General features: G+C 64.6%; 9 protein-coding genes, 1 tRNA gene and 1 pseudogene. 9 read left to right on the top strand and 2 right to left on the bottom strand.

The features are described 5' to 3' along the window. The first annotated feature begins 1 nt into the window (after nt 1). Entirely contained in the window at nt 2-1,861 is a 1,860-nt protein-coding gene (locus BMI90_RS11345; protein ID WP_168172761.1) for a TniQ family protein, read from the top strand. A gap of 184 nt (nt 1,862-2,045) precedes the next feature. On the opposite strand, the gene BMI90_RS11350 is transcribed toward BMI90_RS11345, so the two are convergent. Further along, nucleotides 2,046-2,122: transfer RNA gene (locus BMI90_RS11350), tRNA-Arg, on the bottom strand. Nucleotides 2,123-2,163: 41 nt separating this feature from the next. Further along, nucleotides 2,164-2,631, bottom strand: coding sequence for a GNAT family N-acetyltransferase (locus BMI90_RS11355; RefSeq protein ID WP_078529444.1), 468 nt, complete (start codon nt 2,629-2,631; stop codon nt 2,164-2,166). Between the two features lie 169 nt (nt 2,632-2,800). Here BMI90_RS11355 and BMI90_RS11360 point away from each other — a divergent pair, with 169 nt between their 5' ends. The 8 genes and pseudogenes from BMI90_RS11360 (at nt 2,801) to BMI90_RS11390 (ending at nt 26,134) form a co-directional block, all read left to right on the top strand. Beyond that, nucleotides 2,801-3,892 (top strand): transglutaminase-like domain-containing protein, encoded by a 1,092-nt coding sequence (locus BMI90_RS11360; protein ID WP_078529446.1) that lies wholly within the window; start codon nt 2,801-2,803, stop codon nt 3,890-3,892. 83 nt (nt 3,893-3,975) lie between these two features. Continuing rightward, entirely contained in the window at nt 3,976-4,962 is a 987-nt protein-coding gene (locus tag BMI90_RS11365) for a glyceraldehyde 3-phosphate dehydrogenase NAD-binding domain-containing protein (RefSeq protein ID WP_078529448.1), read from the top strand. Nucleotides 4,963-5,523: 561 nt separating this feature from the next. Then, complete coding sequence (locus BMI90_RS11370; protein ID WP_168172762.1) at nt 5,524-5,991, top strand: invasion associated locus B family protein; 468 nt, start codon at nt 5,524-5,526, stop codon at nt 5,989-5,991. Next, nucleotides 5,988-6,170 carry a hypothetical protein gene (locus BMI90_RS11375; protein WP_078529452.1) on the top strand — a complete coding sequence of 61 codons (183 nt, stop codon included), beginning with the start codon at nt 5,988-5,990 and terminating at the stop codon, nt 6,168-6,170. Before BMI90_RS11370 ends, BMI90_RS11375 begins: the two co-directional genes overlap by 4 nt. A gap of 15 nt (nt 6,171-6,185) precedes the next feature. Next, a pseudogene (locus BMI90_RS19075) lies at nt 6,186-6,323 on the top strand (POTRA domain-containing protein); the annotation flags it as partial. A gap of 135 nt (nt 6,324-6,458) precedes the next feature. Next, nucleotides 6,459-7,553 carry a ShlB/FhaC/HecB family hemolysin secretion/activation protein gene (locus BMI90_RS11380; RefSeq protein WP_281491815.1) on the top strand — a complete coding sequence of 365 codons (1,095 nt, stop codon included), beginning with the start codon at nt 6,459-6,461 and terminating at the stop codon, nt 7,551-7,553. Between the two features lie 14 nt (nt 7,554-7,567). Beyond that, nucleotides 7,568-8,203, top strand: coding sequence for an invasion associated locus B family protein (locus tag BMI90_RS18530; RefSeq protein WP_146671267.1), 636 nt, complete (start codon nt 7,568-7,570; stop codon nt 8,201-8,203). 51 nt (nt 8,204-8,254) lie between these two features. Beyond that, the gene (locus BMI90_RS11390; protein ID WP_168172764.1) at nt 8,255-26,134 is read left to right on the top strand and encodes a leukotoxin LktA family filamentous adhesin; all 17,880 of its coding nucleotides are present in this window, start codon (nt 8,255-8,257) and stop codon (nt 26,132-26,134) included. Nucleotides 26,135-26,265: the final 131 nt, after the last annotated feature.

Genomic DNA, 26,265 nt, shown 5'->3' on the forward strand with positions numbered 1-26,265 from the left:
AATGCCCCACTGGCTTCCTGAACCTCTCCGCCCGGCTCATCGGGAAACGCTGCCGTCGTTTGTCTCACGACTTTCTGCATCGAAAGGGGTTAGTGCCAAAAACCTCGCCTTGGACATGGGCGTTTCTTTGAAACGCGTGGTGACGCAAGATCCAGAAGCCTTGGAACAGTTGCGCATATGGAGCAGGCTCACGGACACGGAATTTGCCGATCTCCTCTCGTGGACAGGCGTAGGCGCAGGAGACATTCAACAAGAGTTCCGCGGCGAGCTTGTCGGATCACGCTCTCTACGCAATCCGGTGGTCCGGGGGTGTCCGTTGTGTCTCGCGGAGGATGCGGCAGCCGGTGACGGATCACCTTTCAAGGCAATGGTCATGCGTGGCGATTGGCAGTTCAAGGAAACCGTCCGCTGCGTTCGACACGGAGCCGATCTCGTGCCTCTGTGGCGGGCCAATTCACCGTCAGCCCGATACGACATCGGATCGAGGCTCCAAGAAATATTACCCGCGCTCCTCGCAGGAGATTTCTCTCAGCCGAGGCGCGAGGTAACAGAATATGATCACTGGCTCGATGCACGTTTTGAGAATGGAACCGACGCCACTTGGCTAGCCCGACATTCACTCTACGCAGCGACCATCATGTGCCGCCTTCTCGGGACCAGTTTGCAAAGGCTTCCCGGTCAAGCGGAACAAGATCCGCACCAACTTGGTTTCAACGCCCTACGAAATGGCGAGAGAAGTTTTCGGGATGCTCTCGACCAACTCACCGATCACTGCGACAGCACCCAATTTGGTCCAAGCAAAACTTTCGGCTCTCTTCACGAGAAGCTTAGCCGTGACTACGCGAAAGATCCCCAATTCGCCGAGTTCCGCCAGTGTCTCCGCGACTGTATTCTTGAGAATTGGGCGGTGGGAAGCGGCGAATTGGTATTGGGAGAAGCGCTCGCGGAACGCCGCCTCCATTCGGTGACGAGCGTATCGGTGCAGAGCGGTGTAGGTCCCGCTGTCGTCGAAGCGCTATTGATCGAGGCCGGGGCAGTCAGGGCCGATGATCCCAGGCCACGAGCGCGCAAGACTTTCGATGCAAAAGAACATGCCGGGCTCGTCGCCATAATCCCTCAACTGGTTGGGCCGATGGAGATGCGGAAAGCGATGGGTGCGACCCGCTCGGAGTTTCGGGCTTTGGTGGAGATCGGGGAGCTTTGCCCCGTTACGCGGATCGCCGGCTTCAAGACGCCTTGGCTTGCATCCGAAGGCATACGTTTTGTCGAGAGTCTCCGCCGGAAAGGCGGCCCGATCCCCAACGGAGAGCGAGGCTGGAGCACCATCCAATTGGCCAGCGCCCATACCGGAATCGCTGTGAGCCGGATCCTGGCTGGCATTCGGAACGAGGCTCTTCGTGTCGGACTTCGCGATGGAGAACCTGGCTATCATGGCATCTGCGTGTCGCGGAACGAAATAACAGCATTGGAAAATCACGCCCCGCGAGCCACCAAAAAGTGGCGGGAAGGCTCGATCTCGATCGCAGCATTCGGCCGATCAATCGGCATTCGGGATCATGGCACCTTCACGCGTTTCGTTGAGGCCGGGCACTGCCCTGCGCATCTGGTGCGCAACCCAAGGACCGGGCAAAACCACTTGCGGATGACCGAAGCCGAAATTGCGGTGTTTCATGAGAAATTCGCCACATCAAACACGATCGCCGCAGAAACCGGCTTGCATAGGAATACCATTCGGGCGCTTTTGAATGACCATGATATCGCGCCCTTCAGCGCAGACGGCCATGAATTTGGGCGCATCTACCTTCGCAAAGAGGTGATAGCGATCCTGCCCGATGGGGCTGCGATGTATGCAGGGCGCTAGTGCGCTTAACAGGCGCGAATGAGCGATCGGCGCCCCTTCAGCTCACTCCCCAAGAGTCTCGTCTTCCAAATCAAGGCGTTAACCTGATTTCGCCGTGCAACACGAAAAATCTCTTGACAGGGGATGCGCAAAAAACGCCGATTTTGCGCAAGCTTATGCCTCATTGGCAACCTGTCGGAAAAACTGGCGATCCCTGAAGGACTCGAACCCTCAACCTGCTGATTAGAAGTCAGCTGCTCTATCCAGTTGAGCTAAGGGACCGCGCGACCCTTAAATGCGCGATCACGCCCGGGCGTGCAAGCTCAGATCGTGCGCGTCAGGAAGACCGAGTTGGGATCGGGGCGGTAGCTGGCGAAGGGCGGGCATTCCGTGAAGCCCGCGCGCAGGTAGAGCTGACGCGCCGCCTCGAAGGAGGCCTGTGCTCCGGTTTCCAAGCTGAGCCGGGTAATCCCCTCGGCGCGGGCCTCGCTGATGAGGTGATCGAGCATCACCCGCGCGAGCCCCTGTCCACGCAGCTCCGAGAGCACATGCATCGACTTGATCTCGGCCTCCTGCGCCGACATCCGCTTGAAGGCGCCCATCCCCACGGGCGTACCTGCGCGGCGCATCACGAAAAAGGCGATCTCGGGCGCGGCCAGCGCATCGGCGGGCAGCATGTGGATCGAACCGGGCGGGGTGTCGGCATGCATCGCTGCGGTATGACGCGCGTGAAGCTCGGTCAGATCGGGGCCGAGCGGGGTTTCGCGGGCGATGGTGATGTCGGTGCTCATGCCGGGCTATCCTTCGTGCAGGCGCGTCGATGACCGGGGCAAGATAGTTCAGCGCCTGCCGAGCGCAATCGCAGAAATTTCTTTGCGTGCCACGGCGGGTGCGAGGTTGTGGTGTGCCGGTGGCGGTCCTAGAAGTTTCGCCAACGCGGACACAGCCGGAGGCAAGGCGATGAACAGACGCAACCTGATGCAATGCGGTGCGGCAGCGATGGGCCTGATGATGATGCCGCGCATGTCGCTGGCGGCCTTCACGCCGAAGCCCGAGGGCTGGCGCAAGTTCGAGCTGGTCACCAAGGTCACGCTCCCCGCAAGCGACAAGGGCGCGCAGCTCTGGTTGCCGGTGCCGTCGGTCCGTGAGGCGGGCTGGATGAAACCGGGCGAGGCGAGCTGGACGAGCGGGGCGCAAAGCACCGAACTGGTGGTCGACCCCGAAAAGGGTACACGCATGCTTCATGCGGTCTGGGGTCCGTCCGACGCTCCGCGCGAACTGGTGCTCGTCGCCATCGCCTCGACGCAGGATTTCGTCGTCGATCTCAACGCGGCGCAGGAGGTCACTCCGCTGAGCGCGGACGAACGCGCGCGTTACCTCGCGCCGACCGATCTGCTGCCGACCGACGGGATCGTGCGTGAGACCGCCGACGAGATCACCCGTGGTAAGCGCGGCGATCTCGAGAAGGCGCGCGCGATCTATGAATGGATCGTCGAGAACACCGCGCGCAACCCGAAGACACGGGGCTGCGGTCTGGGCGATATCGCTTCGATGCTGACGATGGGCGATCTGAGTGGCAAATGCGCCGATCTCAACGCGCTCTTCGTGGGGCTGGCGCGGGCGGCGGGGCTTCCGGCGCGCGATGTCTATGGCCTGCGCGTCGCGCCTTCGCGGTTCGGTTACAAGAGCCTCGGTGCGAAGTCGGCCGATATCACCAAGGCCCAGCATTGCCGCGCCGAGGTCTACCTCGACGCGCATGGCTGGGTGCCGGTGGACCCCGCCGATGTGCGCAAGGTGATGCTCGAAGAACCGCCCGGAAATCTCAAGCTCGACGATCCGAAAGTGGTCGATGTGCGCCGCGCTCTGTTCGGGGCGTGGGAAGGCAACTGGGTGGCCTATAACTATGCGCATGACGTGGCGCTGCCCGGCTCGGATGGGCCCAAGGTTCCCTACCTGATGTATCCGCAGGCGGAACTGGACGGGGTGAGGCGCGACAGTCTCGACCCGGCGAGCTTCACCTACGAGATCACGGTGCGCGAAATCGCCGCCTGAGGACCAGGCGGGCCCGTATCGGTGACAATCGCGCGCTTCCCCTTTGCCCCGCGCGGGGGTAAGGGCGAAGCAGGAGGTGCGCGATGCGTGTTTTCATCAACGGTTTCGGGCGGATCGGACGTTCGGTCCTGCGGGCTTGGGCGGAGGCGCCCGAGCGCTGGCCGGGGCTCGAGATCACGGGCGTCAACGATATCGAAGCACCCGAGATGCTCGCCTATCTCTTCGAATATGACAGCGTCTTCGGTCCGTGGCGCGGGACGGTGAGTCTTGAAGATGGCGCGCTCGTGGTGAACGGGCGGCGCATCGCGCTCCATCGCGCCTCCGATATCTCGTCTCTTGATCTGGCGGGCGTCGATCTGGTGATGGAATGTACGGGGCGCGCCGACAGCGCGGAGATCGCAGGGCAAGGGCTGGCCGCGGGGGCGGCGCGGGTGCTGGTCTCGGGGCCATCGAAAGCGGCGGAGATCACGGTCGTACTTGGGGCCAATGACGCGGCGCTCAACGGGCAGAAGATCGTCTCGAATGCGAGCTGCACGACGAATGCGCTGGCGCCGCTTGCGCGGCTGCTCGATGCGGCATTCGGCATCGTGACCGGCTCGATGACGACGGTGCATTGCTATACGGGTTCGCAGCCCACGGTCGACAAACCGCGCGGCCCGATGGAGCGCTCGCGCGCTGCGGCGCTCTCGATGGTGCCGACGACGACATCGGCGGGCCGCCTGATGGAAGAGGTACTGCCCGATCTTGCAGGCCGGTTGATCGCGCAGGCGGTGCGTGTGCCCACCGCCTCCGTCTCGGCGGTGGATCTCGCTGTGACGGTCGCGCGTCCAGCATCGGTCGAGGCGGTCAACGTGGTGCTGCGCGAAGCGGCGGCGGCGCCCGGTGCGGTGATCGGTGTCACCGAGCGCCCGCTCGTCTCGACGGATCTGCGCGCGCGGCCCGAAAGCGTCGTGATGGCGCTGCCGGAAACGCGTGCGACCAATCACGGTTTGATTCGAGTATTTGGCTGGTATGACAACGAGTGGGGGTTCTCCAATCGCATGCTCGATATGGCGCTTCGGATGAACTGAGCGCGGTCACGGCGCGAGTTTTGATCACTTTCTTTACCTTAGGGCAATTTTTACGCCTCGGCCCTCGATGGCGTTCGGGCCATGACCTTCGCAGGTTGAAAAGGTTTGTGACAGAAGGGTGACCTTCGAAAAACAACTCTCCGATCCGGTCGCGACGCGATCCCTGTGCACTGAGAAAGCCTTGAAATTAACGCACAGACGCGTGATATGGCGTGAGCTGGCCTGTCGTCCGGGCCAGCCGTTTTCTGCGGCTCATCGGTTGCGCAGCCGAAATTCAGACCTCCGTATTTTCGCAAACTGCGACGCATGAACGGGATGTTGCCCGCTCGCAACCCTTTTTTTCTTGGCCCAGAATGCATTGACAAAACGTCGCACCCAAAATTAACCTTTTCGTGTCTGAAGACGCACGGTGTCGGTCATCACCGTGGATATGCCGTAAATCCGGTCCAGGCGTTTTGACCATTTGTCTCGGCCTCCGGGCCGTTTTCAAATGGGTTGCGCATGTTTGAATGTCTGACGGCGGATTTGGTTCGAGTGTCTTTGACGCGGGCGGTCCTGTGTGTGGTCGGGATCACCCTCTTTTCGAGTTCCGCTGATGCTGCGCCGCAGAGCTGGGCGTTCCGAGACTGGTCCGTGACCTGTCCCGGCACCCCGCAACCCTGCATCGCATCGACGACGACTTTCGCGAAGGACCGGACCTGGCTGGCGACGTTGCGGGTGCAGCCCGCAGACAAGGGGGGCGTGCGCTTGCAGGTGCTATTGCCGCAGCAGATCCATCTCGGCTCGGGCGCGTTTGCGCAAGTGCCGGGTCACAAGGCGCAAGAGTTGCGCCTCATCCAATGTGTTCCTGGTGCTTGCGAAGCGCGGCTCGACCTCGACGCGCAGGGGCTCGCGGGCTGGAAACGCGCTTCGTCCGCCACCCTGACCTACCGGCCAGCACCCAATGTGCCGCCGATCAGCTTCGACGTTTCACTGATGGGTCTGACCAAGGCACTCGAACGCGCCGGCGAGGGGGATGGTGCACCGTGAGACCGTGGATCTTTTCTCTCGCGCTTGTCGGCGCCGTGCTCGCCCTGTCGCCGCTTGTGCTGCCGTCGCAGGCGCGCGCAGAGCAACAGCCCGCCGCCCAGGCAACGCCGGTTCAAACCTTTACTCTGAGCAAGGTGGTCTTCGATCCCTCGAGCTATCTCACGCCCGATCAGCTTTAGGAGGTTGCCGACCGCTACACCGGACGCCCCATCAGCTTTGCCGATCTGCAAGCGATGATCGCGGAGATCAAGCGGCTGTACCTGACACAGGGCGTGCCCACGGCGGAACCGATCCTGCCGCCGCAGGAAATCCGCAATGGGGTGCTCCATGTCGCGCTGATCGAGGCGAAGATCGAAAGCGTGCGCATCGACGGTTTCCCGCGCACCAACCCGACCTTCCTCAACGACCGGATCAGCGTCACCCCCGGCCAGAAGCCCGATTTCGACCAGATCTCGCGCGAGCTGCGGGTGTTCGATCTGTCCTATGACATCCAGCCCTCGCTGAAATTCTCCCCCGGTACCGAGCCGGGCACGACCATCGCCACGATCTATGGTGAGCCGCCCAAGCGCTTTGCCGCCACGCTCTCGCTCGACAATTACGGCCGCCCCGAAACCGGGCGCGAGCGCGCCTCGGTCTTCCTGCGCTGGTCGAACGTCTCGGGCGTGCGCGATGCGCTCTCGTTCCAGGCGCAGAAATCGCAAGGGGCTTATGCGCTGTCATTGGGTTATTCTCGGCCCATCGGCACGCGCGGGGGCGTGATCACCGGCGCGATCAGCTCGTCGAACAGCTCGATCATCGGCGGCGAGTTCACCCCGGTCCAGATCACCTCGGATTCGACCGAGTTCACGATCAACTACCGCCAGCCCGTCAAGATCCGTCCCGATCGCTACTTCACCATCGTGGCCGGGGTTGATGCGGGACGCAACCGCTCGAAGGCGGGGACGCTCGGGTTTTCCGACATCACGCTGCGCGAGATCTACGCGGTCGGGCGTTTCTACCGGCAATGGCCGCGGACGCAGATCAGTTTCGGCATAGGTGCACGGATCGGACGGGCGGATGCGAAAGGCACTTCCGAGACCGAGGGCTCTTACCAGCTGGTTTATGGCGATGCCTCCCTGAGCACGCGGCTGGGCGAGCGGCTGCAATTCGACGCGACCGCGACCTACCAGATAGCTCCGGGCCAGAACCTGCCAGTCTCGCGGCTGATCACCGCGGGTGGCGCGGGCAGCGTGCGCGGCTATCCGAGCGAGGTGCGCGGTGGCGATTCCGGTCTCGTGCTGAACCTCCAGCTCTCGCGCGCCCAGCCCTGGAGCCTGATGGAAGGCAAGCTGAACGTGCGTCCTTTCGCCTTCATCGATGCGGCCGTGATCGTTCCCTACCGCCAGTCGGGCGGGTTCGACTCCAGTCAGGACGTGCTGGCCTCGGCCGGGGTCGGCGCGGCGGTGATGCTGAAGGAGAAGACGGCAATGCTGGCAAGCGTCGGTGTGCCGCTGAAGGAAACGCTTGGGTTTACCGATGTGGGCAAGCCGACGGTTTATGTCGGGCTCGATTACAAATTCTGAGGAGAAATGAGCGAATGAACTGGATGAAAGACAAGGGCGTGACGGGGTCGCGGATCGCGAAGGGGCTTGCGGCGGGGGCGCTCGCGTTGACCTGCCTCGCTCCGGCTGGCTGGGCCGAGACCGCAGCGAAGGATGCGACCAAACCCGCCGCCAAGCCCGAGACCATGGCGCAGACGGCAGAAACCACCGCGCCGACCGAAGTGGCCGACATCGCCAACAACACGGCCTTTGGCGACTGGATCCTGTCTTGCCAAGCCGCGACCGTGAAAAAGACGGTGTGTCAGCTCGTGCAGGAGCAGCGCGTCAAGAGCTCCAACCAGCTTCTCGCCCGGTTCATCGCGATGCCCGCCAAGGATGGCGCGGTGCTGATCGCGCAGGTGCCGATGGGTGTCTATCTGCCCGGCGGCGCGGTCTACCGTTTCGAAAACAAGGAAGACCTCAAGCAGCGCGACATGGTCTGGCAGACCTGCCTCAACGGTATCTGCGAGGCCGCCGCGCCGCTTTCCGCAGACGAGCTGAAACTCTTCGACGAGAACGCGGCGATCCTGTTCGGCTACAAGCCGACCGCGACCGGAAAGCCGATCGTGCTGCGCGTCAGCACCCAGGATTTCAATAAGGCTCTCGAAGTTCTGAAGAAAGCCGAAGGCTAAGTGTCTGACGCGGCCTGTGGGGGGCCGCGAAGCATACGGGGAAATGCGATGATGGACCGCCGTAAGACGACGAAACGCTCTCTGAGCCGCCTGATCCTCATGCGGCTTGGCTGGTTCTCCAGTGTCTCTGCGGCGGCCCTCTTCGCAGCCCTTCCGACCTTTGCCGATGTGATCGCGGCCACGTCCACCACGAATGTCGTGACCTCGGGCACCACCACCGACGTCACCACCTCGAACATTCAGGGCTCGACCGCCTACAACAAGTTCAGCCAGTTCAATGTGAACGCAGGCTCGACCGTCAATGTGTATCAGCCGCTCAACACGGATGCGCTGGTCAACATCATCAATGGCGGGCAGAGCACGATCGCGGGCACGCTGAATGCGATGAAAATCGTTGATCCGAATGTCTTGAATTCGGCGACCGCGATCGGCAGCAACGTCTTCTTCGTGAATTCGGACGGCTTCGTCGTCAGCTCCAGCGGCACGATCAATGCCGGACAGCTGACGATGAGTGCTCCGACCTCGGATTTCGTCGCGAGCCTGACGAATGAGGCGGATGGCAACCTCACCGTCGGGCTCGACTCGCCCACGGCACAGCTTTTTGCGGGCTCCGAACCGCTCAGCGATACGGGCCAGATCACCATCGACGGCCAGATCAATGCGGCGCGGCTGGCGTTGCGTTCGGGTGGGGCGGGGATGCTGCTGAGGGGGCGGATCACGGTCGAGGATCCGACGGCGCCCGGTCCGGTCTCGGTCGGCGTCAACGTCGACGGAACGCCGCAGGCGGCGGGGCTTGTCAGTCAGGGTGGGGTGATCCGTCTCGTGTCCAAGGGCGGGATCTCCAGCTCGGGCACGATTTCGGCCAAGCGCGGAACGGGAACGACTGCGACGGGGGGCGTCGTCCTTGGTGAAGCGCAGGGCACGCTGAGCGCAGGCGGCACCTATGACGTCTCCGGCACGGGCGCGAGCGATCCGACAGGCACCGGCAAGGGCGGCACGGTATTCCTCTACACCGAAGGCTCGGCTTCGATGGAGCCGAGCCTCAAGGTCGATGCGAGCTCGACGGCGGGTGACGGCGGGGCTTTCGTGCTGCGCGCCGGACTCACCGATGGCAAGACGCTGAGTGCACAGGGTGATTTCGACATGTCCGCGCCGAGCGGCACGGCGGGCTCGGTCTTCCTGCGCGGGCAGGATATCTCGACGGCGGGCACGATCACGACCCATGGCGGCGACCTCGCCATCGCGGCGGACAAGACCGTCACGCTGAGCGACAATATCTCGACGCGCGCCGATAGTGCAGGCGATCCGATCACCGGCGGGCCCGGCGCGGGCACCGCCGGGTCGATCTATGTCGCCGCGCAGGATATCAGCGTCGAGTCCGGCACCACGATCCGGGCCGACAGCACCGGCGCCGATGGCGGCGGGATGCTGCTGCTCTCGGCGCGCTCCTTCAACACGGGGATCGTCTGGGCGATCAACCCCGACAGCGAGACCGCCTCGATCACGATCACCAACGCCGATCTGAAAGCGGGTTCGATCGTGGTGAACTCGGTCGCGACCGTCTCGAATACGCTGGGCAGCGATGTCGACAGCGTCGAGGCCGCGCAAGTCGAGGGGCTCGAGGACGCGACGAACGAAGACAGCCTGCTGACGACCGTCAATTCCGGCATCGACATGATGGAGGGGCTGTTCACCCAAGGCGCGAGCGCCGCAAACGGTTTCGTGCCGCTTCAGGTTCAGGTGCTCAACGCGCAGTCCAATGTGACGATCACCGACAGCACCCTGACGGCGGACGGCAACTGGAAGGACCGCAACCTCGCGCCGCGCGTGCTCAACACCGATACCGCGGCCGATAACGGCCAGCTTGGTGCGACGGGTCTGCTCGAGAACACTTACGGCTTCCTGTCCGATCCGCCTCTGAGCTTCACTTCGACCCCGCAGGATATTCTGGACAATGCGACCGGAAGCCTGCTGGGCGGCGGCGTGCCCTACAGCCTGTCGATCAAGCTGCCTGCGGCATGGGATCCTTCGCAGGATGCGATGCTGATCCAGTCGCATGCGCAGACCAGCTATTCGATCGCCCCCAAGGCCTATGCGCTGGGCGTTGTCGTGGCCGACAGCCAGGTTGCGAGCCAAGTGCTGCTTTCGGGCAATACGCTGACGACCGGGGCAGGCAACATGCGCCTCGCCAGCACCGCAGCCGAGGATCACACGGTCTCGATCGCTGCGAAGAAGGTGAAGGATGTCGCGGCGGCGGTCGTGGTCACGACGCGCAACCTCACCAATCAGTTGATTGTCGAAGGGGGCACCACGACCTCGGCGGGCGCACTCTATGCGGGCGCCTATACCGGCAAATCCCATTCGATAACCACCGGCGCCAATGCCGGCATGGAAGGCCTCGGGGCGCTCGCGGTCAGCGTCGATGTGTCCAAATCGCTCACCGAGGCGGCGCTGGGCGGCACGGTCAATACCGGCGGTGCACTCGATCTCGACGCCGAGACGCTGTTCTTCAACAAGGTTCACGCGACCACCGCGACGATGGGCGTGGCCAATCCGGCGACCAAGATCGCTAAGCAGAAGGCGGCCGACAGCACCCTCGTTCAGGCGATCCCCGGCGCGCAGAGCAAGATCCAGGGCAAGCCGGTCGATCCGAACCGCGCTCCGCATCTGGGCTTTGGCGTCGCGATCGACGTGCAAGTCGACAATGACAGCACCTACGCGACGCTGGGCGGGAATTACCACGATCTGAGCAATGCCAATGCGCTCACCGCGCTGGGCACGACCACAGTCACCGCGACTGGTCAGAATGTATCTGTGAATTCAGCCTATCGCTTTGCCTCGGTGACCGAGGGCGGCAGTGCGCTATCGCGCAGCGTCTCGGCGGCGTTTGGAACGCTGAATTTCGCGGCGAAGAAAGTGCTCGACCGGTACAATGCCGCGCACCCGAACGCGACGATCACCCAAGATGAACTGCTCGGCAAATATTCGCAGGCTCTGATGCTGACCGCATCGGTCTCGACCATGGCGGGCGACACGCAGGCCGAGATCGGGGCGGACGCCACGGTGAATGCAGCTGGTGCCACGGTGCAAGCCCGGACCCGTTTCCCGCATGCGGATCCGATTCAGGATATTCGCGACAAGTGGGAGCAGTTCGTCGGTCAGGTCACCGCTTACGAAGCGCTGCCCGACAATCCGACCGATGCAGCCAATCTCGAGACGCCTGACGCGCCGGGTCTGCTCGACACGCTCAATCCGCTCAACCTCATCACAACCGACGTCAAGAGCAAAGCCGAAGCTCCCGTCCCGAGCGATGGCTCGCGCCCGGTCGTTCCCGAGGATCAGCAGAAGCTCGCCCTCGGTATCACCGCGAATGTCTTCAACACCGACAACACGACGCAGGCGGTGGTGCGTGACGGCGCGGTGCTGATCCTGACCGGCGACATGAATGTGCTCTCCAGCCAGGAGGGCTGGTTCCTCCACGTCGCCAACCTGCCCAAGAAGAACCCGATCTCGGGCGATGCCAAGGTCAACGACGCGATCGGTGTCGCTATCAATGTGGACCGCGTCGGCAGCAAGGTCTCCTCGGTGGTCGAATCCGGGGCGACGATCAATGCGGGCACCAACGCGACCAATGTCACCGCCTATACCCGCAACATCACGGGCATCCTGAGCTTCTCGGGTGGGCAGGGCGCGAGCACGGCCGTCAACGCGACGGTGGCGACCAATATCGCCGATGCCGAGACCACGGCGCGGATCGGTGACGACGCCTCGGTCACCGCAGGCGCCGTGACGATCTCGGCCAAGGACGAGTCCGTCGACTGGGCGGCGGCGGGCGCGATTTCGGCCTCGGAAAACATCGGTGTCGGGGCCTCGGTCGGCCTCAACATCACCGGTCGCAAGGTCTGGGCAGGGATTGGCCCTGACGACCCGGCGGCCCCGGCGGTGAACGCGGGCAGCACGGTGATCGACGCGGACAGCCTCGTCATCAGTGCCGAGAACGCAACGGTCGATGTCGTCGTCGGCGTGGCCGGTTCCAAGGTCCAGGGCAAGCCCACGCAGCAAGCCGAGCCGGATCAGACGAGCCAGGACGATGACACGATCATTCCGTCCTGGCTCTTTGCCGAGGATGAGAACGACGCGATCGATGCCCAGCAGAGCATGGACACGCCATCCGATAGCGACGGCAATACGCAGAAATCGGGCTGGGCGGTTACCGGCGTCGCGTCGCTCAACCTGTCGCTCGGCAACGAGACCACGGCGGCGATCAACACCCAGGGCACGATCGAGCTCGCTTCGACCCTGAGCCAGACGGCGAAGAACAACGCGGTGCAGATCGCGGTTGGCGGGGCCGTGTCGGCGGGGCTGGGTCAGGCGCAGGACACCAACGCGATCGCCGGGGCTTTCTCGGTGATGGTCGACACGCGCAAGCTCAGTTCCGAGGTCTCGAACGCCACGATCAACGCGGGTGGCGCGGTGACGATCGGCGCCGAGGATCACGCGACGGTGGTGAACGTGGCCGTGGGCGGTGCGGGAACCTCGCGCGGCGATATCGCGCTGGCGGGCTCGGTCGCGGTCGCGGTACTCGATGGCGGTACGACCGCCAGCATCGCCGATGCCGACATCACCTCGAGCCAGCTCGATCTTTCGGCCACCGATGGCTCGACCACGGTCGCGATCGGCGGCGGCGTCGGCATCAACATGGACAAGACCAAAGGCTACGGCGTCGGCATCGGGATCGCGGTCAACACCGTGACCCGCAGCGCGACGGCCAAGCTCACCGGCGCGAGCACGATCGACACCGGTGCCTTCGGGATCATCGCCAACAGCACCCAGTCGATCTACGGCTTTGGTGTTTCGGCGGGTTCCGGCAAGACCGGTATCGCGGGCTCTGTTTCGGTCAATAACATCACCGGCGGCGCGCGGGCGGATGTGACCGGCAACGGGCCGGATGCGGACCGGTTGGGCATCTCGGCCAGCTCCATCAATATCGGCGCAACCGAGGCCAATTCGATCTTCTCGCTCGGCGGTGCGCTTGCCAATGGCGACAATGCCTATGGCGGTGCTGCGACGGTCAACGTCATCTCGGCCGATACCGGCGCGACGATGACCGATGCCGTGGTGACAGGACAGGGTGGCACCGGCGGGACGGGCACGATCACGCTCGATGCGACCGGCACGAGTACGATCTTCTCGATCGCCGTCGCGGGCGCGGTGGCGAACGAGCAGACGGCTGCGGGGGCGGGGATCTCGGCCAACAACATCACCGCAGGCGTCATCGTTTCGGCCGCTGGGACCGAGGCGCTGGATGCGCAAAGTATCGCTCTGAATGCGACCGGCACGCGGACGATTTCCAGCATCGGCGGCGGTGCGGCGGCCTCCAATGGCAGCGCGGGTGGTTTCGCGAGCACGCTCAACCTGCTGACGCAGAACACCACCAGCGTCAATCTCGACGGCGCGCATCTCACCACCACCGGAGCGGGCACGATCGCGGCCGACGCGACAGCGAATGGTACGATCCGTTCGGCCGCCGTGGCGCTGAGCGCATCGCGCGACACCTCGCTCGGCGGGGCGGTGACAGTGAACTATTCGCAAGCGGTCACGCAGGTCTCGAGCGTCGGCGCGACGCTTGGCGCAGGTGGCGCGTTGAGCCTGACCGCAGACGATACGGGCCTGATCGAGAGCCTTGCTGGCGGTGCGGTGGTGAGTGCGAACGGCAGCGGAGTCGGCGGCGCGATCTCGGCCAATTTCATCGGCCATGATACCGGCGTTCTGACGAATGGCGCGACGCTGTCGGGTGAGGGCGTGAGCCTGACGGCCACGAATGGCTCGACGCTCAAATCGGCGGCCGTTGGACTGACGCTTACAGGCGCAGGTCCGACTGCCGTGGCGGGTTCGCTCGCGATCGGCGATATCGGCAATACGACCTCGGTGAATGCGACGAACACCTCGATCGACGCAGGCACCGGGGCGATTTCGCTCAGTGCGACGCGCACGGGGCAGATTTCGATCCTGTCTGGAGCCGCTGCCGGAGCGGGTGGCGCGACCGCGGTGGGCGTGGCGCTGACCGTGGCCACGATCCATGGCGGCACGACCGCCGATCTCGTGAGTTCCGAAGCAGTGACTGGCGACTCGCTGTCCGTCTCGGCGACCGATACCGCCGGGATTGACGCGATTGCGGTTTCGGGCGCGGCCTCGGGGCAGGCTGCGGTTGGCGGCTCCGTCGTCTATGCTCAGATTGGCCAGCCCGGCACGGATGGTCCGAGCGTCGATCCGCTGCCCGGACCGGCGAGCGATGATCCGGTCGGTGGTGCTCAGAGCGAGGTTGCCGGCCTTCGGGATACGGCTCTGACAAATCTCGCGACGAGCGTGAGCGACACGACCAAGGCACCCGATTTCGACGCGAACAAACTGGCGTTGACGCTGGATGCCGATGCGGTCACTCGCGCCCGGGTCGAGCTTTCGGGCACGGCGCCCGCGCTTCCCGCCACCACGATCAATGCCTCGACCACCGGCACGATCCGCTCGCTCGCGGGTGCGGTCGCGATCGGCGGCTCCGGCGCAGGGGTCGGCGCGGGCATCGGGGTGAACCTGCTCTTCGGCAAGACCGAAGCGGAACTGGTGCTTCCGACGGATGCGGAAACTACCGCTCCCTCGGTGGCGCTGAGTGCGATGCAGACCGGCACGATCGAGACGGCCGCCGTTTCGGGCGGCGGCTCGGGCGGTGTCGGCGGGGCGGGTTCGATTCTCGTCAACGTGATGAACCGCCAGGCTGATGCGCATATTCGCGGCAATGGCACGGGCGCGCGCGCCGCGCTGCGCACCGATCGCGGCGATGTCTCGCTGAGTACGACGCAAACCGGCACGATCAAGGCGCTGGCCGGTTCCGCCGGGATCGGCGGGCAGGCGGGTATCGGAGGCGCGATCGTCGTCAACGTGATGTCCGACGATACTGAAGCAGCGATCGAGGATGCCGCGATCCTGGCGCGGCAGGAGACCGAGGATGCGGCCAATCCGCTGGCGAATGCGGGCGCGCTGACGATCTCGGCGACGCAAGGCATGACGCTGGAATCGCTCTCGGTCGGCGCGGGCGGCGGTGGCAGCGGCGCCTTCGCGGGCAGCTTCGCCGTCAACGTGGCCAATGGCGAGGTCTACGCAGGGCTGCGTCGCTCCGAGGAGCAGGTGGGCAGCCTCTCTGTTTCAGCGACCTCGACTCCGTCGCTGACGGGCAAGGCCGGTGCCTTCGCGGGCTCGGGCGGTGCCTCGGTCGGTCTTGGTATCGTGATCAACAATTCCTATCAGACCGTGCGTGCCGACATCACCTCAAGCACGGTGCGCAGCGGAAGCTCGGTGGTGCTTGGCGCTTACGAGACCACGACCTTCTCGGGCAGCGCGATCTCGGGGGCAGGCGGCACGGTCGGCGTGACCGGCACGGGTGTCAACAACACTGCCGCGAACACTGTCGAGGCGCTGATCCAGGGCGAGCCGATCGCGTTCGTCGATCCGGTGAGCGGCACGAGCGCGAATACGCTTTATGGCTCGGATGTGGTGGCGCGCGGCTCGATCCTGGTCGATGCCCAGTCGAAGACCACGATTTCGCTTCTTGGCGGGTCGGAAGAGTCGAAGCCCGGCTCGACGGAGGACGCGCGCGGCGACACGCCAGGCGTCAACCTGTCTTTCTCGGGCGGGGCGACGGCGGGTGTCGGCGTCTCGGCCTCGATCAACACGATCAAGAACCGCGTCAAGGCGGCCGTTCTCGACACGGCGCGCGTGACCGCGCTGGGTGAAAGCGCGATCAGCTGGGATGATGCTGACGGCGCAACGCGCTCGACGCGCGGGTTCGCGGTGAATGCTCAGGCGCGCAGCGCGATCTCGATGCTGACCGCGAATGGCTCGGTTGGCGGGGTCGCGGGCGTGAGTGCGCTCTTCGCCCTCAATCTCATTGATGACGAGGCACTGGTGCAGCTCGGCTCGGAGACCGGCGAAAGCCTCGTTCGGATCAACCCCGAGAACGACGCGGATTTCGAGGGCGATATCGGCACCGCCACCGCGAATGCGGGCCAGGACGTTCTGGTGAACGCGGATGTGGCGAACTCGTCGACCTCCTACACCGTCAATGTCGGCATCGGCGGCGCTGCGGGCGTTGGCGCGAGCGTGGCGACCACGGTTGTCACTTCGGCGGCGAAGGTCGCGACCTATGATGCGCAGCTCAACGCGGCAGATGCGCTGACGATCAATGCCAACAGCAAATCCGTGCTCACGAGCTTTGTGGCAGGGATCGGTGGCGGTTTCGTCGGGGTGACCGGGAACGGGAACGTCAACGTGCTCTCCTCGACGGCGGATGTCGCCATCGGGGGCGGTTCGCTTGAAGCGGGCGGTGCGCTGAACATCGACAGCAAGATCGACAACGACATCTATGCGATGACCGGCAGCGGCGGCGGCGGGCTCGTCGCGGTGGGCGGCGCGATTCAGGTGACCGTGGTCGATGGCAGCTCGAAGGTGACGGTCGGAAACGGCCGCGCGGGCCAGAAAGCCTATCTGACGGCAGGCGGCGATCTTGGGGTCAACGCGAAATCCTACCTGACCCAGCAGGGCTATGTGGGTGCGGGTGCGGTTGGCGGCATGGGCGTTGCGCTCTCGGCCAATGTGCTCGTGGACCGGACCTTTACCGGCGTGACCATCGCTGACGGGCAGAGCCTGAGTGCCGCGGGCAAGATCGATCTGACGGCCTTCGAGAAGGCGACGATCACCGGTGTCGCGGGCTCCGTTGGGGGCGGCGCAGTGGGCGTGGGGCTTGGCCTCGATTACGCGAACCTGCAAGGCACGACGACCGTCAATATCGGTGACGGGGCGTCGATCACCGCGAATTACAATGCGGGCGGCACGCGCGGCGTGGGCCAGAAGGGCATCACCATTTCGGCGGCGTCCGAGCGTGAACTCGGCTCGACTGTCGTCGCGATTGGCGGCGGGGCAATCAGCGTCGGCGCAGCGCTGTCCGTCGTGGAACTGGGCGGTGCCGTCGATGATGAAAGCGGCAACCTCTCGGATGCGCTCGCGTCGATCGACAGCGACCTGTCGAGCAATCAGAACGGCGATAGCGGTCTGGATGCGAACGCGAGCGATCAGGACATGCAGAATACCGCAGGCTCGGTGGTCGGCTTCGCGGGTGGTTCGGACACGCAAAGCCAGATCGTCGCGACGCGCCAGGGCCTCGACCCGTCCGCGGCTGGCTCCGATCAGGTCTCGGTCACGATCGGCTCGGCCAAGCTCTATTCCGACGGCGATATCAAGGTCGACAGCTCGGCCAAGATCCGCGTCACGCAGGATGCGGGCGCGGGCTCGGGCTCGATCTTCGGCGGCGCGTCGAGCGGTATCGCGATCTCGAACGTGGCGACGGGTGCGGGCATCGAGTTGCAAAGCGGCGCGGTGCTGAGCGCGGGCGGTGCGGTCGATCTTGGCGCGGCGACCGGTCAGCTCGACACCAATCCGCTGATCTCCTCCTCGGTGACCACGGCCTCGGCCTCGGGCGGGTATACCGGCGGCGCGGGCGTCTCGGTGGCCAAGCTCGACGCGGGCGCCTCGGTCTCCGTGGGCGATGCGGTCGCGATCTCGGGCAAGTCGGTCGCGCTGAGCGCGGACCGTTCGGGTCTGGTCAGCACCGACAGCTACAATGTGAATGTCGCGATCGTCGGCGCGGCGGGGGTTGCCGTCTCGGATGCGACGAGCGTCGGAACGAGCGCAATCACCATCGGCGCGGCAGGCGGCAACTCGGGCTCGATCTCGAGCGGATCGGGCGGAACCAATATCTCGACCAGCGACACCACGCGCGCCACCGCGACGGGCCAAGGGAGCTCGGGCGGAATCGCGGGCGGCGTCAACGCGGTGATCGTGACCGCGACGAACAGCGGCAACAGCCTTGTCACGGCCCGCGACTACATCTTTACCAGCTCCGGCACTTTCGATCTGGAGAACACGAGCGCGGGTTCGGCCAAGGCCTATGCGAAAGGTATCGCGGTCGGCGGCGGTATCGCCATCGGAGCCGGTGTCGCGACCTCGCGCGCCAATATGAACGTGGCGACGATTTTCGAGGCCGACGTCACGGCGAACAACATTGCGATCAATTCCGAGATTAAGCTCAATTCCGGCTTCACATCGAGCTATGCCGAAGCGCACTCGACCTCTGGCGGGCTGCTGTCGGGCAACGGCGCGGATGCCAAGGCCTTCACGGGATACGCCATCACCTCGACGATGAGCGGCACCTATATCGCGACCGGCACGCTCGAGTTGAGCGCGGATGCGAGCGCGGTGAAGGCGGAAGCCTATGCGACGGGCCGCTCCGGCGGCGCGGTCGCGATCGGCCTCACGCTGGCGACCGCCGGTCAGGACATCGCGAATGGCGGCAGCGGCGATGTCGTCTTCAATCTCGACAACGCGCGTCTGAGCGGACGGGTCGTGACGCTTTCGACCGGCAATGCGCCCAGTGCCGTCGCCAAATCGGATTCCGGCTCGGGCGGGCTTGTCTCGGGCTCTGGGGCAGAGACCCATGTGAGGACGGACACGCGCTCGATCTTCAATATCGGGGCGACCACCACAACCGTCATCACCGCAACGGATCAGCTCCAGATCACCGCAGCGCAATCAGGCACGTTCGGCAGCCAGGTCGATTCCACCAGCGCAGCCGCGCTGGGATATTCGGGGGCCTTCAGCGAAACGACGATCGCGGCGACGACCGCGCTGACGCTGGGTGGCAAGACCACGATCGCGGCGAAGAACATCGATATCGGGGCGGAAACCTCGATGAACCGGCCCGATGACGGCTACAACGTCGTTTCCGGCTCGGGCGGTGCGATCGACGTCGCGGCGATGCGCAGCGAGGTGACGGTCAACGCTTCCACCGATCTCGTGGTCAGTGACGATGCGGCGCTGGTGCAGACCGGGCTGCCGGACAACAACCAGGTCTTCCGTCTCGGCGCCGCGACCAACATGGCGCTGACCGACCGGCTCAAACTCGATTCCGGGGGCGCGATCGCAAGCCCGATCGGCCAGAGCACGCTCGACGTGCAGAGCAATACCGCGCATGTGACGATCGGTGCTGCGAAGCTGCTCGCGGTCGATGTGCTTCAACTCTATGCGGGCGGGGATGCGAACCTCTATTCCGAGGTGGACACGACCTCCTACGGTCTCTCGGGGGCGGCCTCGGGCAAGACTTACGCGACCTATAACGCCGACAACCAGATCACGCTGAACTCGGGTGCGGACCTGCAGTCGCTGACCGATATCCAGCTTAAATCCGGCTATACGTCGAACGGGGCGCAGCAGGTCGCGGTCAAGGCCGAGACGCGCGTCTTCAACAAGACCGCGATCCCGATCCCGATCACCCCGGTCGCGGATGCGACGGCCAACGCCAATCAGCGCGTGAATATCGGCACCGGCTCCAGCGTCGCGGCGGTGCATGACGTCTACATCTTCGCGGAGCGTGGCGGTGGAGAGGTCATCGGCTATGGCCGTGGCAAGGATCTCTACCGCGAGGTCGCGGCGGCGATCGGTTCGGCACTGAGCGAAGCCTTCGGCGGTGATCCGGTCAGCCTCGACATCGAGAGCGGTACCTCGACCGATACCGGCGACAACCTGATCACGGTGAACGGCTATGTCCGCGCGGGTTCGCGCAACAAGCAGATTCTGATCCTCGATCAGAACAACCAGCTCGACAATTCGTCGGAATATTACGTCAACGGCTCGGGCCAGCAGATCTGGTTCACCGATGAGGACGCCCGCGGCATCCTCGAGGATCCGACCAACTCGGCGGCCGAGATCGCGGCGATGATCCGCGAGAACGTGCCGCTGAGCGATCTGCTCGACGCGCGCATTGCGGAACTTCAGTCGAAGATCAACGATCCGATTCTGAGCCAGGATGCGCAGGCCGTGCAGGCGTGGAATGACGAGCTTGCCTCGCTCATCACCCGTCAGGCCGATTTCAGTGGCAATGCCGATTTCATCGATCTGCCCGATATCCGTGCCTCTGAAGGCAGCATCTATCTGCGCGCCGACACGGTCCAGGGCGCCTCGACCGGCACGCTCGATGCGCCGGGCAATGCGCTGATCCTCGTGCATGTCTATTCCGATGCCTATGTGAACACAGGTTCGATGGAGATCCCGTGGAACGAGGGCGGGCGGATCGTCTTCAATGACGTGACCGTCAAGACGCCGCAGGACATCCAGAACCTCGCCAACCCCAAGGGCGCGCCGATCGACTACACGATGATCTCGGGCACCGATGCGGGCGAGCCGAAGATCGAGGTCGTGACCTATGGCAACGGCTCGATCGAGGTTGGCGGTCCGATCACCAACATGGGCGGCACGGTCCTGATCAATTCCAACTTCGGCGATCTCGACGTACAGGCTGACATCTCGGCCAAGACGATCCGTCTGAGCGCCGGGCGCGACTTCACGCAGGGCTACACGCCGGGGCTGCGCAATGTCTCGGGAGATCCGCGCTCGATCTATGACAACTACTTCCAGCAGGTCGATGACGACGCGCGCGCATGGATCACCAGCGGCTTCACCGTGACCGGCAGGTCAGGCGGCGACCTGACGGTCCCGATCTCGACCACCACGCTGGATATCGGCAATGTCGCCACTTTCGAGCTCGGCGCGCGGCCGACCGCGATCCGCGCCGGGCGCAATGTCTACATCACCGCAGACAAGCTCAATATCAACGGGCTGATCCAGGCGGGTGTGGGCTCTTACGAGATCGACATTGCGGCGGGGCTGATGGATGACATCGCGGGCTTCTCGACGACCACGCCGACGGTTCTGTTCGACCCGTCCGAGCCGGTCACGCCCAATGTCACGCGCAATGCCAATGTCACCTCGGATGTCTGGGTGAAATACGACCCGACCATGCTCAACGACAAGGGCGAGCAGACCGGCGCGATCGTGATCGATCCGATGGTCGTGCAGGGTGGGCGCGTCGAAATCACAGGTCAGATCCTCTCCACGGGTGGTGGCAAGATCGAGTCTCTCGACGGCTATGGAAGCATCACCGTCAACAACGATACCTCGCTTCCGGTCGTGCTCGGCCGCGTCGACACCGGCGATCCGGGGGCGAACGAGCAGGGCATCGAAGGCGTGGTGCGCATCACCGACACCGATCCTGCCAAGGCGGTCAACGGGGCCGCGCGGGTCACCGAATTCACTCGCATCGGCCGCACGCTCTACGTCAGGGACAACTCCAGCACCTTCGACACCGAGACCCTTACCTATGGCGATCCCGGCGATTCCAACAGCGTCAGTGTCACCCGCGTGATCCCGACGACGCTGGTTTCGTCCAGCAGCGTGAGCGACGGGCGCGAGGGCAGCTACCAGCCGACGCTGAACCGAGACTTCGTCGTGCTGCAATCCGAGGTCGTTACGCAGGTTGTCGAGTATAGCCAGAAGACTTCCTACTTCTGGTTCAAGCTTGGCGAGTCGATTTCGTCCAAGGTCTACGATCCGAAGGTCACGCCGCTCGATCCGACTGTCGCCTTCGGGGCCGACGGCAATTACGTCGCCTCGGAAAACACCTCGATCAATGGCGGTGTGTATGACTATGGCTTCACCGGCTCGCTGACGTCGCAGAACACCAAGAAAGGCACCGTCAAAACGGATGACCGCCGCATCCTCGGGATCGGCGATGTCTACAAGAGCTGGAACGAGACGGTCACGTCGAACGTGCTCTATACGCATCGTCTGAAGGCCGATTACCCGATCGAGATCGTGTTCAGCGGCTCGGATACGGGTGGGCTGAACATCACCTCGAAAGGGGACGTGATCTTCACCGATACGGTCTCCAACGTGGTTGGCGATAGCAAGATCACCTCGAGCGCGGGCTCTGTGCTGACCGCAGGCTCGGAAGTCACCGCCACGCTGGCCAATCTCGATGTCTCGGCCGTCAACGGCCGGATCGCGGGCAGCTCGGGCGCGTTCCGCATCGATCAGTCGGACGGCTCGACGCTGACGGCAGCGGGCGGCAGCGCGGTCAATATCCGCGAGCTGTCGGGGGCGATGAACCTCGTGAGCGTGACCACCAAAGATCGTCCGGCCACCAGCGACGCGCCGATGACGGGGGTGGTGACGCTGACCGCTGATGGCGACATCACCATGGCGGATGCCTCGACGGGCGGGATTGTCGCGAGCTCGATCGACCTAGTCTCGATCAACGGCGCGGTCGGTCAGTCGGGCGCCCCGATCTGGGTGACCCATGAGGGCGGTGTGCTCGATGTGACCGCGCTCAACGATGTCCATGTGAGCGCGCTGACGGGCGATCTGCCCCTGCATGGTGTCACCTCGCAGCTTGGCTCGGTCACGCTGAGTGCGGCGAGCGGGTCGATCCTCGATCGCAACAATGTCGAGGTCCGCGATATCCGCTCCGAGTCCGAACTGGCGAAGCTCTGGACGCAGGACATGGGCCTCGATGATACGGTCGCGCAGGACGATCGCGCCCAGCAGCAGCTCGACGCGCTCGCCAATGCCCGCGAGCATGCCTATCGCGAATACTGGCGCGAGCGGCGTGCGGCGGGTGGCGATCCGATCGACTACACGATCGATCAGGCCACGGCGGATGCCCTGAGCTCTGGCGGCTGGACCCAGACGCAGCTCGACAATTACGTGGCAGAGCAGCAGGGGCTTTATGCGGAGTGGAACGCGGAGAGCGCAGAGCAGGAGACCTTCACCTACGTCCCGACGGCCACCGATCAGGCGCAGATCCTCGAAGGGATCGGCTGGACCACGGATGAGCTCAAGCACTGGATCCGGGCGGGTCTGATCAAGGGCACCGGCGATACCAATACCCGGATCGAGGATCCCAACGTCACGGCCTATGGCGACATCACGTTGAGCGCCGGCGGAACGGTCGGTGAGATGCTCGATCCCTACACGGTGGGTTCGACCAATGATCTCACGCAGGATCTGCAGATCCTGTCGCAGGCCGAGCCGTCCGATCTGACCTTCACCGATGACGGCAAGGTTGTCGTGCGTCGCGCCGAGGATCTGAACTTCGCCTTTACCGGCTTCGACGTGAACAATGTGCCGGTCGGCACGCTCACGGCCTTGTCGGCGGGCACCGATGTCTATCTCGGCGCCGAGACCCCGGCCGCGCTGCATGAAGTGAACGCAGCGCGTGACGTGACGGTCAAGATCAATGGCATGATGTCGGATGCTCATGACGGCGCTCCGGCGGTCACCGGTCGGATCATCATTCTCGAAAGCGGCAACGACGCGCCGATCGCGACGCAGGACAACCCGCTGACCGTCGCGGTTCGCACCGGTGGCATGCTGACCGCGCGTTCGGGCGTCGAGGTGAATATCGCGGCGACCGGCGATCTGCCCCTGGCCGAGATCTATGCACCGGGTGCAGTGCGCATCAGCGCGACTGGTGCGATCACCGATGCGCTGGCGACGGGTGCGGTGCGCATCAGTGCGGGCAGCCTGACGCTCTCGGGCGCCTCGGTTGGCACGCAGGCCACGCCGCTTCCGATCGAACTGACCGATACCGCGAATGGCGGCGCACTCGATCTTGAGACGCTTTCGGGCGATGCCTGGCTGACGGCCACGGAAGACCTGCCGATCACGCGGGCCTCGATCGCGGGCGGCGGGGCCATCAGCACCGATGCGCTGATGTCCTTCATCGGCACCGACACGGTGAGCTTCGGCACCGCATCGGCCCTGACGCTGAGCACGGCAAGTGGCATCGAGCTCACCGGATCGAGCGGCACCGATGTGAAGGGCGGCACGCTCACCATAGTCACCGGCGGTCCGGTCGGCACCGAGACCAAGCGCCTCGAGACCGCGCTTGTCGGGCTGAACTACGCCGCGACTGGCACCGCGCTCACGCCGTTCTGGCTTCACGAGGCGGATGATCTGACGATCACCAGCCTGACCCAGCTCACCGCCGGGTCGATGATCGATCTGGTCGTGGACGGAGCGCTGACCATCGGCGCCATCTCGTCGCCCGACGAAGTGCATGTCGCGGCGGGCTCGATCACCGAGGGCCGCATCATCGCGAGCCGCACCCAGTTGAGCGCGAACGGCGCGATCGGCTCGGCGGCGCCGCTGAACGTGAAAACCGGACGCCTCTACGCGAAGACCGTTGACGGCGATATCCGGATCGGGCTGCGCGATCGTGCGACCGATATCGAAGAGGTGACGGCAGGCGGCTCGGGTGCGATTGCGCTGAGTTCGACCAACGCGCCGCTGACATTGCTGGCAGGTCCGGGGATTACCACGCAAGGTGGAGCGATCGGTCTCGATGTGACCAGCCTTGTCGCGAATGCCGATATTCTCAGCCATGGCGGGGCGATCTCGATCCTGTCCGCGGGGCTGCTGCGACAGGCGGCCGGGACCGCGATCGACGCCGGAACCGGCACGATCAATATCGGCGTGAAGGGCGACATGATCGCATCGCATGTGGTGACGCAAAGCACCGCTGACCCGGCGCTGACCCTCTCGGTCGATGGCGCGCTCTCGATCGCTTCGGGCCAGACCGGCACGGTGCTCGAGGCGAATGCTGCGGGGGCGGGCGCGGTCCTGACCCTCGGGTCGCTTACGCCGCTCGGCCCCGATGGGCTACCGGTCGCCTTCGACCATGTCACGGCGCAGGTCGCGAATGGTCCGATGCATCTCAACGAGCGCGACGCGATCCGGCTGGATCAGCTGCGCACCGATGGTGGGCTGATCGACCTCTATGCGGGTGGCCCGATCACCGTGCGCGATGTCATCTCCGGTGACGCCTCGCCGATCGTTATTTCGGCGGGCACGGGCGATATCCGCTCGGATGGCGCGACGATGTCGGGTGGCGATGTCCGGCTCTTCGCCTTCGGTGGTGCGATCACCGGCGAGACCGGCGCGACCTTCATGGGCGACATGTCCCCCGGCACCACGGGCCATTTCTACGCCGATGGCGACGTGAACTACACGGAGACCGCGGGTGATATGCGGGTAGGCTTCGCGCTCTCGCAAAATGGCGGGCTCTATCTCGATACGATGGGCGGGACGATGGAGCTTGGTGTGCTGGGCGCGCGGACCGATGTGATGCTGGCAGCCGACGACGCGCTGCATGTGAATATCATCGGAGGGGCGAGCGTCGATCTGGCCGATGAGACCGCGATGGCGTTGATCCATCCCGAACTCTACGGGCGGCGCGAGGCACAGGCGCCCGACAATGCCGATCTGCGTGCGCGCAATCCGGGCTCGACGCTTTATGCGGGCTTCGTGAACGTGCGCAAGACGCTGGGGCTGCATGCCGATTACATCGACGCCCAGCTCTATGACATGACCCCCGAGGATGCGCTCGCGCTGACCCTCGACGGGCATGATGACGGCATGGCCTCTTATGTCGATGTGGCTTCGATCGGTGACGGTCCGATCCTGTTCATCCCAGAGGGCCAGTATTTCGACGATGTGCGCGACCGCCTGACGGGCCGTGACAGGGCGCGCGGAACGCTCAACCTCGTGCGGGGCCGGATCACGACGGGTCAGGTGAGCCATGCCGGGCCGGTGCTCAACGGTCTCGACGTGGTGATCGGCGGCGATGTCTGGTTCTATCAGCAAGGCTTCTCGGTGCTGGCGCAGGCGGTCTATGACCGGCTCTCGACCGTGGCGGATGCGCAGACGCTCGCGATCAACGACGGCAAGTACAGTTTCAGCCAGTCGAACCGGATCGACCTGACCGTGACCGAAGGCTTGGTACTGAACCGTCGCCTCGGCGGGGCAGGCGTCAATGGCGGTCAGGGCTATGGCTTCGAGGTGGGCGTGGAGACCGATATCCTTGGCTTCCCCTATACCACCTCGGGTGCCCCCGCGGGCGTGACGCGTCCGGGGGCCTTGATACGACTTCCGAGTTCCAGTGCGGAAGAGGAAGATCCGCGCGTCACCTGGGTGATCTCCTCGGCGGAGTGAGCGTTGCCAAAGAGCGAAACAGGGAAAGGGCTGCCGAGAGGTGGCCCTTTCTTTGTCGATGCAAAGCCGAGAGGACCACGGGCGCAGGGCGGCAGAGGCCCGGCTGCGCTGCGCAAGGCGCAAGCACTTCG

Source organism: Thioclava sp. L04-15 (genome assembly GCF_002020275.1).
Classification (GTDB): domain Bacteria; phylum Pseudomonadota; class Alphaproteobacteria; order Rhodobacterales; family Rhodobacteraceae; genus Thioclava; species Thioclava marina.

What these genes read in the sequence shown, in the direction of transcription:
- BMI90_RS11365 (WP_078529448.1), top strand. Translation starts at nt 3,976, where the DNA reads ATGCGTGTTTTCATCAACGGTTTCGGGCGGATCGGACGTTCGGTCCTG.
- BMI90_RS18530 (WP_146671267.1), top strand. Translation starts at nt 7,568, where the DNA reads ATGAACTGGATGAAAGACAAGGGCGTGACGGGGTCGCGGATCGCGAAG.
- BMI90_RS11390 (WP_168172764.1), top strand. Translation starts at nt 8,255, where the DNA reads ATGGACCGCCGTAAGACGACGAAACGCTCTCTGAGCCGCCTGATCCTC.
- BMI90_RS11360 (WP_078529446.1), top strand. Translation starts at nt 2,801, where the DNA reads ATGAACAGACGCAACCTGATGCAATGCGGTGCGGCAGCGATGGGCCTG.
- BMI90_RS11355 (WP_078529444.1), bottom strand. Translation starts at nt 2,631, where the DNA reads ATGAGCACCGACATCACCATCGCCCGCGAAACCCCGCTCGGCCCCGAT.
- BMI90_RS11345 (WP_168172761.1), top strand. Translation starts at nt 2, where the DNA reads ATGCCCCACTGGCTTCCTGAACCTCTCCGCCCGGCTCATCGGGAAACG.